The following is an 11,127-nucleotide window of genomic DNA, read 5'->3' on the forward strand; positions in this document are numbered from 1 at the left end:
GATGGGCGGGGCGATGGGTGGCGCGATGGGGCCGGGGATGGTGATGCCGTTCGGGCCGCTGCCGCCGGGGATGCCGATGCCCGGTGCTGCGATGCCGCCCGGACCGCCGGCGCAGTACGGACCGCCAATGCAGTACGGACCGCCAATGCAGTACGGACCGCCAATGCAGTACGGACCGCCAATGCAGTACGGACCGGCGCCGACCCAGCCGCTGCCCACCGCACCGATGCCGAGCGCACCGATGCCGAGTGCGTCAGCGCCGACCGAGATGCTCGCGCCGCCGGTCGCTCCCACTCCAACTCCAACCCCAGTCCCAGCCCCGGCCCCCGCTGACCCGGCCGCCGACTCCACCGCGGCACCCACGGTGCCGAGCACAGCCTGGGCCCCCACTAGAGTCGAGCCCATGACCGACTTCGCCGGACGCACGCTGGCCCCCTCCGCCTTCCCGAACGACGACGGAGCCGCGGACCCGGCCCTGCTCTCGGTCCTGGAGGCGCACGGCCGCGGCGAGGCGACCGTCGAGCACACCTACGGCTATCTGCTCAACGCGCGGGTCCTGGCCCCGATCGTCGCGGTGCTCGGCGAGGCCGAGGAGGTCCCCGACGAGCAGGGCCGCAACCTGCGCCGGGACAAGAACAGCGACATGGCGCTGGTGACGCTGGTCGCCCCGGACGGCACCCGGGCCCTGCCGCTGTTCACTTCGGTCCAGGCCCTGACCACCTGGAACCCCGAGGCCCGCCCGATGCCGGTGCCCTTCCCCCGGGCCTGCGCGGCGGCCAAGGCCGAAGGCGCCGAGATCGTGCTCGTGGACCTCGGCCGGCCCTCGTTCCTGGAAGTGGAGCCGGCGGCCGTGCGGGCGTTCGCGGCCGTGCTGGAGAAGTCCGAGGGCACCGCCGACGGCAACCCTGCGTAGTACTACGTAGTTCGCCAGGCGCACGCGCCCCGCGCTACGCCCTGCTGTACACCGCGCCGGTGAACTTCTCGCCCGGTCCCTGCCCCGGCTCGTCCGGATAAGGCGAGGCCTCCCGGAACGCCAACTGCAACGTCCGCAGCCCGTCCCGCAACGGCCCGGCGTGCTGCGAGCCGATCTCCGGGGCGGCCGCGGTGATCAGGCCGGCCAGCGCGGTGATCAGCTTGCGGGCCTCGTCCAGGTCCAGGTCGTCCTCGCCGTTCTCGGCCAGGCCCAGCTTCACCGCCGCCGCGCTCATCAGGTGCACCGTCACCGTCCCGATGACCTCGACCGCGGGGACGTCGGCCAGGTCGCGCTGCTCGCCGGCCGAGCCGTCGGCAGCGGCGGTCTCAGCGGCGGCCTGCGCGGCGTCGGCGGGAATGCCCGCGTCTTCGGGGGTGTTGTCGGTCACTGCGGCTCCTCGCGGCGGATCTCTCGTTTTGCCGGTACAGCTTCCCATGGTGCGGGCGGTGACCCGTGGTCACGGCACCTCCTCGGAAGCTGCTAGTATCGGTGTCACGACCGATCGGGCATGTTCGCGCGTGCCTCGATCCGCAAGCGGAGATTCCATCTCCCACCTGGTTCGCCCTCGGGCGTACGGGTCCGGTCACATAGCCTCACGCCGAAGGGTGTGGGGGCGGCGTTCGCGCTCGTCCCGACATGTCCTCCCGGCGTCGGTCAGTCCGGTGGTGGAGCCTCGCATGCGTGTCGTGCGGGGCTTTTGCGTTTTCGCGGGGCCGCGCATCGAACAGACCCGGGCCATGAGCCCAAAACGTAGGAGGCCCCATCAGCACTGAGCCCCGTATCAACGACCGGATCCGCGTTCCCGAAGTGCGGCTGGTCGGCCCCAACGGTGAGCAGGTCGGCATCGTGTCGATCCAGGACGCGCTCCGGCTGGCTCAGGAGCAGGACCTCGACCTGGTCGAGGTCGCGGCGACCGCGCGCCCGCCGGTCGTCAAGGTCATGGACTACGGCAAGTACAAGTACGAGTCCGCCCTGAAGGCCCGTGAGGCGCGCAAGAACCAGGCGCACACGGTCATCAAGGAGATGAAGCTCCGCCCGAAGATCGACCCGCACGACTACGAGACCAAGAAGGGTCACGTGGTGCGGTTCCTGAAGGCCGGGGACAAGGTCAAGATCACCATCATGTTCCGCGGCCGCGAGCAGTCCCGGCCCGAACTCGGCCGGCGGCTGCTGAGCAAGCTCGCCGAGGACGTGGCCGAGCTCGGCTTCGTGGAGTTCGCGCCGAAGCAGGACGGCCGCAACATGATCATGGTCCTCGGCCCGCACAAGAAGAAGACCGAGGCCATGGCCGAGGCCCGCGCGGCCAAGGAAGAGCGCAAGGCCGGCCTGAGCGGCCGTGACACCGAGCACGCCGAGTCGGCCGAACTGGTCGAGGGCGCCGAGGCCGCCGACGCGGTCGAGGTCGTCGAGCAGGCCGAAGCCGTCGTCGCCGCCGCCGTTCCGGCCGGCGCCGACCAGGCCACCGAAGAGCAGTCCTGACCACGGTCAGGCCGGACCGGCTCCGGGAGCACGGCCCCCCGCACTAGGGGCGGGGCGGCCGCCCCGGGGCGAGAGCGAGAGCGGATCCGTGTGGGGAAACCCACCGGATCCGCCCTATGTGAAGGAGAAACGGCGTCATGCCGAAGCAGAAGACCCACAGCGGCTCCAAGAAGCGTTTCAAGGTGACCGGCTCGGGCAAGATCATGCGCGGCCAGGCCGGCATGCGCCACAACTTCGAGCGCAAGTCCTCGGAGTACACCCGCAGCCACACCGGCGAGGTCGAGGTCGCCAAGTCCGACGTCAAGCGCATCAAGCGGCTGCTCGGCCGCTGAGGCGCCCCGCGGCGCATCGCCCACCGACCTAGTTACTGAGCAGGAGATAGAACAATGGCACGCGTCAAGCGGGCAGTGAACGCCCAGAAGAAGCGCCGGGTCGTCCTGGAACAGGCCAGCGGTTACCGCGGCCAGCGCTCGCGCCTGTACCGCAAGGCGAAGGAGCAGGTCACCCACTCCCTCGTCTACGCCTACCGGGACCGCAAGGACCGCAAGGGCGACTTCCGCCGGCTGTGGATCCAGCGCATCAACGCCGCGGCCCGCGCCGAGGGCCTGACCTACAACCGCTTCATCCAGGGTCTGAACCTGGCGAACGTGGAGGTCGACCGCAAGATGCTGGCCGAGCTCGCGGTCAACGACACCGAGGCGTTCCGCGCGCTGGTCGAGGCCGCCAAGAAGGCGCTGCCCTCCGACGTCAACGCGCCGAAGACGGCCGCCTGAGCCTGGCGGATCTCGACCGCCCCTCCCGGCGGTCTCCCAGCCCCACTTCGCCAGTTAGGCACGGTGAGCATGAGCGAGGCGAGTCCTGAGCTGTCCAACCCGCGCGCACCCCGCGCGGTGGCGGCCCGGCGGCTCGTCTCGCGCTCGTTCCGGGCCAAGCAGCGGCTGTTCCTGGCCGAGGGCCCGCAGGCGGTCCGAGAGGCCGCCGAGCTCGACGGCGTGCTGGTCGAGCTGTTCGCCACCCGGGAGGCCGCCGACCGGTACGGCGAGATCGTCCAGGCCGCCGGCCGGCAGGGCTCGAAGATCACCATCGCCACCCCGGATCTGGTGCAGTCGCTGAGTGAGACCGTCACGCCGCAGGGACTGATCGGGGTCTGCCGGTTCCTCAACGTCCCGCTCGAGGACTTCCTCGCCGAGCGCACCCCGAAACTGGTCGCGCTGCTGGCGCACGTCCGCGATCCGGGAAACGCCGGCACCGTGATCCGGTGCGCCGACGCGGCCGGGGCGGACCTGGTGGTCGTCACCGCCGAGTCGGTCGACGTCTACAACCCCAAGGCGGTCCGGGCCTCGGCCGGCAGCCTGTTCCACGTGCCGGTGGCCCTGGACGTCAGCGCCGCCGACGCGGTCCGCGCGCTGCGCGCCGTGGGCCTGCTGATCCTGGCCGCCGACGGCACCGGCGCCGCCGACCTGGACGACGAACTCGACTCCGGCCGGCTGGCCCAGCCCACCTGCTGGCTGTTCGGCAACGAGGCCTGGGGCCTGCCCGAATCCCTACTCGGGCTGGCCGACGAGGCGGTCCGGGTGCCGATCCACGGCCGGGCCGAGAGCCTCAACCTGGCGACGGCGTCAGCAGTGTGCTTATATTCCTCTGCCCGGGCGCAACGCTAGGCGCGTCCCCCAGAAGTCCGCTCCGAGTCCGGAGACGGTCACCGTGGCGAATAGTTCGCCACTGTGGTCGGTGATCCGTCAGAGCGGTTCGATAGTCTGGCGGATCAACGGAAGGTGACGCGGGAAACGCATAGTGCGATGTCGGCGCGGTCAGGCGGGAGGATTCCTCAGGTGAGCGTTTCGGTCGGGGCACGGGAGGCGGGGCCGGGCCTGCGCCTGTTCGCCGGTGCCCTGGACGGTCTGCTGACGCCCGACGACCTGCCGGACGGTTTCGTCGCCGCCGACGACGCCGGCCGGGTCCGGGTGTTCAACCGGGCCGCGGTCGCGCTCACCGGGATCGGCGCCGAGGACGCCCTGGGCCGGGACTTCGCCGACGTCCTGCCGCTGCGGACCGTGGACGGCCGCGACTGGTGGCACCTCACCGATCCCTACGGCGGCCTGAGCATACGGACCGGCCATCCGGAGTCGCAGCTGTTCCTGCCCGAGGACGACAGCCCGGACGCCGACCCCGAAGTCGGCACCGAACTGCTGGTCACCGCCCGCTATGTACGCCGCGACGGCCGCTCCACCCCGGTCACCGGCCTGGTGCTGGCGCTGCGCGGCACCCAGGCCCGGCGCCGCCGGGAGCACCGGCAGTCCGACCTGATCGCCACCGTCGCGCACGAGCTCCGCTCCCCGCTGACCAGTGTGAAGGGCTTCACCGCGACCCTGCTGGCGCGCTGGGACCGGTTCACCGACGACCAGAAGCGGATGATGCTCCAGACCGTCGACGCCGACGCCGACCGGGTGGTGCGGCTGATCGCCGAGCTGCTGGACGTGGCGCGCCTGGACTCCGGCCGGTTGCGGCTGCACCGGGTCCCGGTGGACCTGCGCGAGCTGATCACCGACCAGGTGCGGGCCTGCGTGGCGCAGGGCGTGCCGCAGGAGACGTTCCGGATCCGGATCCCGCGCGGGTTGCCGCCGGTGTCCGCCGACCCGGACAAATTACGTCAAGTGCTGGCTAACCTTCTGGAAAACGCCGTGCGGCACGGCGGGGGAACTGTCACTATTGAGGCAAGGGCCGAGGACGACCGGCCCCGTCCTGACAGTCTCCATACTGGTGTCGAAGGTGTGTCGAGCGTGGCGGTTGCGGTGAGCGATCAAGGTCCCGGGATCCCGGAGGACCAGCTCAACCGCGTCTTCACCCGTTTCTGGCGGGGTGGCCGCAGGGGCGGGACCGGCCTTGGCCTGTCCATTGTGAAGGGCCTCGTGGAGGCCCACGGCGGCCTGGTGTCCGCCGGGAACGGCGCCGAGGGCGGCGCGCGCTTCCGATTTACATTGCCCGTCGCGTAGGGCTGCCTCGACCTGCTTCGAAGCAAGCTCCGGCGCGCGGGCTTCCCGCCGCTCCCGCATGGACGCCGATCCGTGTTCGTTCCGTGGCCCCCTTAGACTCGGCTAGTACTCCGCCGACCTCGCGGGGCCACTAAATCCATGGAGAAAACAACAACATGTCGGCACCTAACAAGTCGTACGACCCAGTGGAAGTCGAGGCGGTGAAGCCCGACGAGGTCGCCCGCCACCGGGCCGACGCGCTGGCCGCGATCGCCGCCGCGGCGTCGCTGGACGAACTACACCAGGTGAAGATCGCCGTCACCGGCGACCGCGCCCCGTTGGCGCTGGCCAACCGGGAGATCGGGGCGCTGCCCCCGGCCGCCCGCGCCGAGGCCGGCAAGCGGATCGGCGAGGCCCGGGGCGCGGTGAAGACCGCGCTGGCCCAGCGGCAGAGCGTGCTGGGGGCCGAGCGCGACGCCCGGGTCCTGGTGGAGGAGGCGGTGGACGTCACCCTGCCGTGGGACCGCGCCCCGCGCGGCGCCCGGCACCCGCTGACCACGGTCCAGGAACGGATCGCGGACATCTTCGTGGCCATGGGCTACCAGGTGGTGGACGGCCCCGAGGTCGAGGCCGAGTGGTACAACTTCGACGCGCTCAACTTCCCGCCGGACCACCCGGTGCGCGATCTTCAGGACACGTTCTTCGTCGCGGGTGGCGATGGAGCCGAGGGCACCGGCAGCGGCATGGTGCTGCGCACCCACACCTCGCCGGTCCAGGCCCGCACGCTGCTGGCCCAGGGCGCCCCGGTCTACGCCGTCTCGCCCGGCCGCACCTACCGCACCGACGAGTTGGACGCCACGCACACCCCGGTGTTCAGCCAGATCGAGGGCCTGGCCGTCGACGAGGGCCTGACCATGGCCGATCTGAAGGGCACGCTGGACCACTGGGCCACCGCGATGTTCGGCGACGGCGTGGTGACCCGGCTGCGTCCGCACTTCTTCCCGTTCACCGAGCCCTCGGCCGAGGTCGACCTGCAGTGCTTCGTGTGCAAGGGGGCCTCGGTGGGCGACCCCGACCACCCGTGCCGCACCTGCGGTTCGGAGGGCTGGATCGAGTGGGGCGGCTGCGGCATCGTCAACCCGCGCGTGCTGATCGCGTGCGGCGTGGACCCCGAGCGCTACAGCGGGTTCGCCTTCGGGATGGGTGTCGAGCGGACCCTGATGTTCCTGAACAACGTGCAGGACATGCGGGACATGATCGAGGGAGACGTGCGCTTCACGCTCCCGTTCGGGATGGAGATCTGATGCACGTCCCCTACTCCTGGCTGCAGGACTACGTCGCGCTGCCGGACGGGACCACGGCCTTCGCGGTCGCGGACAAGCTGACCCAGACCGGCGGCGGCAAGCTGGAGACCATCGAGCGGGTCGGCGAGGGCCTGACCGGGCCGCTGGTCGTGGGCAAGGTGGCGGCCATCGAGGAGCTGACCGGGTTCAAGAAGCCGATCCGGCACTGCCAGGTGGTCGTGACGGCCGCCGCCGAGGGCCCGGGCTCCGCCGCCGACCCGCAGCTGATCGTCTGCGGCGCCCGCAACTTCGCGGTCGGCGACCACGTGGTCGTGGCGCTGCCCGGCGCGGTCCTGCCCGGCGATTTCCGGATCGCGGCGCGCAAGACCTACAGCCGCGACTCCAACGGCATGATCTGCTCGGCGGGCGAGCTCGGCATGGGCGACGCTGTGTTTGATTCAAAGGCAGGCGACGGCATCATCGTGCTGTCGCCCGATTCGCCGGTCGGCGCGGACGCGATCGCGTACCTGGGGCTGGACGACGAGGTCATCGAGTTCGAGGTCACCCCGGACCGCGGCTACACCCTGTCCCTGCGCGGGATCGCGCGGGAGGCGGCGACCGGGTTCGACGTGCCGTTCCAGGACCCGGCGGCGATCCAGACGCCGGAGGCCAACGATTCCGGCTACCCGGTGAAGATCGAGGATCCGGCGGGCTGCGACGTCTTCGTGGCGCGCACCGTGACCGGCATCGACCCGCACGCGCCCTCGCCGCTGTGGATGCAGCGCCGGCTACAGATGTCCGGGATGCGGCCGATCTCGCTGATCGTCGACGTCGCCAACTACGTGATGCTGGAGCTGGGCCAGCCGATCCACACCTACGACCGGCAGCGACTGAGCGGGCCGATCGTGGTCCGGCGGGCGCGGGCCGGCGAGGTGCTGGAGACGCTGGACGGCGGCAAGCGGCAGCTGGACCCGGCGGACCTGCTGATCACCGACGACTCCGGGCCGATCGGCCTGGCCGGGGTGATGGGCGGGGCCTCCACCGAGATCCACGACGGCTCCACCGAGGTCGTGGTCGAGGCGGCGCACTTCCAGGCGACGTCGATCGCGAAGACGGTGCGCCGGCACAAGCTGCCCTCCGAGGCCGCCAAGCGCTTCGAGCGCGACGCGGATCCCGGCGCGGCCGCCGCGGCCGCGCAGCGGGTGGTGGACCTGCTGGTCGAGCTGGCCGGCGGCACCGCCGAGCCGGGCGTGACCGTGATCGGCGCGGTGACCCGGCCGGCGGCGCTGACGATCCCGTGGACCCACCCCGGGCGCGTCGCGGGCGTCGACTACACCCGCGAGGAGGTCGAGCGCCGGCTGCACCAGGTCGGCTGCGACCTTGAAGCGTCCGGCGACGACGATCTGGTCGTCACCCCGCCGAGCTGGCGTGCGGACCTGCGGGACCCGAACGACCTGGCCGAGGAGGTGATCCGGCTGGAGGGCTTCGACCGGCTGCCGGCCACGCTGCCCAGGGCCAGCGCCGGCACCGGCTACACGCACGCCCAGCGGATCCGCCGCCGGGTCGGCACGGCGCTGGCCTCGGCCGGCTACGCCGAGGTGATCGCCTACCCGTTCCTGGGCCAGGCCGACCTGGACGCACTCGGGCTGCCGGAGAACGACCCGCGCCGGATCACCGTGCCGCTGGCCAACCCGATCTCCGAGGAGCAGCCGTCGATGCGCACGACGCTGCTGCCCGGGCTGCTGGCGGCGCTGCGGCGCAACGTCGGCCGGGGCACCGCGGACCTGGCGCTGTTCGAGCAGGGGCTGGTGTTCCATCCCCGCAAGGACGCAGCCCCGGTGGCGCCGCGCCTGACGGTCGAGCGCCGCCCGACCGATGAGGAGCTGGCCTCGCTGGACGCCGCGCTGCCGCGGCAGCCGCGCCGCGTCGCGGTGGTGCTGTCCGGGCTGCGCGAGCCGGCCGGCTGGTGGGGCCCCGGGCGTCCGGCCGGCTGGCAGGACGCGATCCAGGCCGCGCGGATCATCGCCGACGCGTGCCGGGTCGAGCTGGAGATCAGCCAGGACCAGCACGAGCCCTGGCATCCCGGCCGCTGCGCCCGGCTGGCGGTCGACGGCCGCCTGGTCGGCCACGCCGGCGAGCTGCACCCGCGGGTCGTGGCCGAGCTGGGCCTGCCGCCCCGCACCGCCGCGATGGAACTGGAACTGGACCGGATGATCCCGGCCGAAGAGGTCCTGACCCAGGCGCCCGCCATCTCCTCGATGCCGGTCGCCACCCAGGACGTCGCGCTGGTCGTCGACGCGATGGTGCCGGAGCACGACGTCGAGGCGGCGCTGCGCGAGGGCGCCGGGGCGCTGCTGGAGTCGGTCCGGCTGTTCGACGTCTACACCGGCGAGCGCATCGGCGAGGGCCGCAAGTCCCTGGCCTTCGCGCTGCGTTTCCGCGCCCCGGACCGGACGCTGACCGCCGAGGAGGCCAGCCAGGCCCGGGACAGCGCGGTGGAGCTGGCCGCTTCGCGGACCGGTGCGGTGCTGCGGTCGTAGCGGCTCGTAGCAGTGAGGTTTTTCCGGGCCCCCTCCACTGACATGAGGTGTCAGTGGAGGGGGTTCATTGTTGGGCCATGACCACGCCCGAGAACCTGATCGACGACCTGACCGACGACCTGACTGGCGACCCGACCGACGACCTGACTGGCGACCTGACTGGCGACCCGACTGACGGCCCGACCGACGACCTGATCGACGACGGCCGCCACGACTTCGACTTCCTGGCCGGCACCTGGCACGTCCGGCACCGAAAGCTCGCCGATATGGCGGACCCGGAGTGCCGGGAGTGGGTGGAGTTCGACGGCGTCCACTGGCTGCGCCAGACCCTCGGGGGCCTGGGCAACGTCGACAACCAGACCCTCGCGATGCCGAACGGCGCCCACGAGGGCATGTCGCTGCGCCTGTTCGACCCCGAGACCCGCCTGTGGAATATCTGGTGGGCCGCCACCGGCAACCCCGGCCATCTCGAACCACCGGTCTCAGGCCGCTGGGACGGCACCCACGGCGAGTTCCGCGGCCCGGACAGCGTCGGCGGCAAGCCGATCGAGGTGCGCTTCACCTGGGACGTGTTCGATGCAGACACGGCGCGCTGGGAGCAGGCTTTCTCCTTCGACGAGGGGGACAGCTGGGTTCACAACTGGCGGATGTCTTTCACGCGGGTCTCGTACGCGGTGCAGGGCTCGGCCGAGGTTCGCAGTGCTCGCAGTGTCCGCAGTGTCCGCAGTGCCGATCGAGTTTCCGGCCTCAGGGGGTGATCCAGAACTGTTGCAGCCCGGACTCCCCGGGCGCGGTCGGCTCCGCCGGCCCCTCGCGGTCCAGGCGGTAGCCGAGGCGTCGGGGCACCGCCGCGCTGCGCACGTTGGCGGCGTCGCAGTGGATCTCGACCCGGTCGATGCCCGGCAGGGCCAGGGCGATGTCGGTGACGCGGGCGGCGGCGCGGGTCATCACGCCGCGGCCGGTGGCGCCGGTCCGGAGCCAGTAGCCGATCTCCAGGCCGCCGGGGCCGATCCGGTCCATCAGGCCGATGGTGCCGATCAGGTTGCCGCCGGCGTCCATGATCAGCCAGTTGAACGCCGCCTGCCCGGCCCAGTCCGTCGTGGAGCGCTCGATGAACCCCCGCTGCTCCCCGATCTCCACCGGCTCCTTGCACCAGGGCATCCACGGGTGCAGTTCGGCGAAGGTGGCGACGACCGCGTCGTGCAGCGCCTGGGTGTCGTCCAGGGTGGGGCGGCGCAGGTGGAAACCGTCCAGATCGATGGTCTCCGGCGGGCGGACGTCTGCGGTCAGGGCCTTCGGTCGTTCAGCGGGTTCGGTCATACGTCGTGATCATTGTGGTGCTACTGGTCGTCCGCAAGGGTTTTCCAGTTGCCGTCGCGAGAGAGCAGGTCATAGTGCCGGGACCGCTCGTCCCATCGGGTCAGCAGGGCCCGGTCGGCATCCGGGACCACGGCCGCGTGGAGCTCGGCGCCGGCGAAGGCGCGGACGGCGTCCCAGTCGTTGAAGGACATGATCGTGCTGAATTCGACTTCGGGGGCGGTGTCGGCGGCCTTGGCGGCGCAGGCTTGCGTGGCGTCGCTGGGGTCCGGATCGTGCCGCAGCACGTCGATCCCGAGCATCCCCGGCGTCTGGGCCCCGTTCACGGACTCGCCGGTGATCTCCTCCCGCAGCAGTGCCTCGTAGGCGTCGGCGTTCTGCGGGGTGGTCCAGCCCCGCCAGATCCTGATGATCATGATGTGTCCCCTCTCTCCGCTTCACAGTCTTGCCTCCCGCACGCTCGGCGCAAGCCAAACGCAAGCGCCGCCGCCGAGAATTGGTGTCAACCAGGGAACACCGCAAGGGCCCTGGTGGGGACGGGTTCCCCGGACCGAATCGGGGGC

12 protein-coding genes and 1 pseudogene are annotated in these 11,127 nt (G+C 71.6%); 9 read left to right on the forward strand and 4 right to left on the reverse strand.

The features are described from left to right. Positions 1 to 294, reverse strand: a pseudogene (locus IZR01_RS43900) (hypothetical protein); the annotation flags it as partial. Positions 295 to 403: 109 nt separating this feature from the next. Between IZR01_RS43900 and IZR01_RS43905 the strand changes: the two are divergent. Beyond that, entirely contained in the window at positions 404 to 913 is a 510-nt protein-coding gene (locus IZR01_RS43905) for an SseB family protein (protein WP_194898588.1), read from the forward strand. A 34-nt stretch (positions 914 to 947) separates the two neighbouring features. Here the strand turns inward: IZR01_RS43905 and IZR01_RS43910 are convergent, their stop codons facing one another. Beyond that, a complete protein-coding gene (locus tag IZR01_RS43910; protein WP_323746670.1) occupies positions 948 to 1,361 on the reverse strand; it encodes a DUF1844 domain-containing protein in 414 nt (137 codons plus the stop codon). A 374-nt stretch (positions 1,362 to 1,735) separates the two neighbouring features. On the opposite strand from IZR01_RS43910, the gene infC reads away from it, so the two are divergent. The 8 genes from infC to IZR01_RS43950 all read left to right on the forward strand — a co-directional run bounded on the left by infC (position 1,736) and on the right by IZR01_RS43950 (position 10,005). Continuing rightward, positions 1,736 to 2,452, forward strand: coding sequence for a translation initiation factor IF-3 (infC, locus tag IZR01_RS43915; protein WP_194898589.1), 717 nt, complete (start codon positions 1,736 to 1,738; stop codon positions 2,450 to 2,452). 137 nt (positions 2,453 to 2,589) lie between these two features. Continuing rightward, positions 2,590 to 2,784: a 50S ribosomal protein L35 gene (gene rpmI / locus IZR01_RS43920; RefSeq protein WP_194898587.1), complete on the forward strand. Its 195-nt coding sequence runs from the start codon at positions 2,590 to 2,592 to the stop codon at positions 2,782 to 2,784. A gap of 54 nt (positions 2,785 to 2,838) precedes the next feature. Beyond that, a complete protein-coding gene (gene rplT, locus IZR01_RS43925; RefSeq protein ID WP_194898586.1) occupies positions 2,839 to 3,225 on the forward strand; it encodes a 50S ribosomal protein L20 in 387 nt (128 codons plus the stop codon). Between the two features lie 69 nt (positions 3,226 to 3,294). Beyond that, entirely contained in the window at positions 3,295 to 4,113 is an 819-nt protein-coding gene (locus IZR01_RS43930) for a TrmH family RNA methyltransferase (protein WP_194927282.1), read from the forward strand. A gap of 171 nt (positions 4,114 to 4,284) precedes the next feature. Next, on the forward strand, positions 4,285 to 5,445 hold the full coding sequence (locus tag IZR01_RS43935) for a sensor histidine kinase (protein ID WP_323747272.1): 1,161 nt from the start codon (positions 4,285 to 4,287) through the stop codon (positions 5,443 to 5,445). A gap of 155 nt (positions 5,446 to 5,600) precedes the next feature. Next, positions 5,601 to 6,728 (forward strand): phenylalanine--tRNA ligase subunit alpha, encoded by a 1,128-nt coding sequence (gene pheS / locus IZR01_RS43940; protein WP_194927284.1) that lies wholly within the window; start codon positions 5,601 to 5,603, stop codon positions 6,726 to 6,728. After that, entirely contained in the window at positions 6,728 to 9,247 is a 2,520-nt protein-coding gene (gene pheT, locus IZR01_RS43945) for a phenylalanine--tRNA ligase subunit beta (RefSeq protein WP_194927285.1), read from the forward strand. The genes pheS and pheT overlap by 1 nt, the downstream gene beginning before the upstream one ends. Before the next feature lie 77 nt (positions 9,248 to 9,324). Further along, positions 9,325 to 10,005: a DUF1579 domain-containing protein gene (locus IZR01_RS43950; protein WP_194927286.1), complete on the forward strand. Its 681-nt coding sequence runs from the start codon at positions 9,325 to 9,327 to the stop codon at positions 10,003 to 10,005. On the opposite strand, the gene IZR01_RS43955 is transcribed toward IZR01_RS43950, so the two are convergent. Both IZR01_RS43955 and IZR01_RS43960 read right to left on the reverse strand, forming a co-directional pair. Beyond that, the gene (locus IZR01_RS43955; protein WP_194898579.1) at positions 9,995 to 10,567 is read right to left on the reverse strand and encodes a GNAT family N-acetyltransferase; all 573 of its coding nucleotides are present in this window, start codon (positions 10,565 to 10,567) and stop codon (positions 9,995 to 9,997) included. The genes IZR01_RS43950 and IZR01_RS43955 overlap by 11 nt on opposite strands. Positions 10,568 to 10,587: 20 nt before the next feature. After that, positions 10,588 to 10,980, reverse strand: coding sequence for an antibiotic biosynthesis monooxygenase (locus tag IZR01_RS43960; RefSeq protein ID WP_194927287.1), 393 nt, complete (start codon positions 10,978 to 10,980; stop codon positions 10,588 to 10,590). Positions 10,981 to 11,127 lie beyond the last annotated feature (147 nt).

The organism is Catenulispora pinisilvae (genome assembly GCF_015356865.1).
GTDB lineage: Bacteria > Actinomycetota > Actinomycetes > Streptomycetales > Catenulisporaceae > Catenulispora > Catenulispora pinisilvae.

Coding starts and splice junctions, on each gene's coding strand:
- IZR01_RS43905 (WP_194898588.1), top strand. CDS start 404: ATGACCGACTTCGCCGGACGCACGCTGGCCCCCTCCGCCTTCCCGAAC.
- rpmI (WP_194898587.1), top strand. CDS start 2,590: ATGCCGAAGCAGAAGACCCACAGCGGCTCCAAGAAGCGTTTCAAGGTG.
- rplT (WP_194898586.1), top strand. CDS start 2,839: ATGGCACGCGTCAAGCGGGCAGTGAACGCCCAGAAGAAGCGCCGGGTC.
- IZR01_RS43930 (WP_194927282.1), top strand. CDS start 3,295: ATGAGCGAGGCGAGTCCTGAGCTGTCCAACCCGCGCGCACCCCGCGCG.
- pheS (WP_194927284.1), top strand. CDS start 5,601: ATGTCGGCACCTAACAAGTCGTACGACCCAGTGGAAGTCGAGGCGGTG.
- pheT (WP_194927285.1), top strand. CDS start 6,728: ATGCACGTCCCCTACTCCTGGCTGCAGGACTACGTCGCGCTGCCGGAC.
- IZR01_RS43950 (WP_194927286.1), top strand. CDS start 9,325: ATGACCACGCCCGAGAACCTGATCGACGACCTGACCGACGACCTGACT.
- IZR01_RS43955 (WP_194898579.1), bottom strand. CDS start 10,567: ATGACCGAACCCGCTGAACGACCGAAGGCCCTGACCGCAGACGTCCGC.
- IZR01_RS43960 (WP_194927287.1), bottom strand. CDS start 10,980: ATGATCATCAGGATCTGGCGGGGCTGGACCACCCCGCAGAACGCCGAC.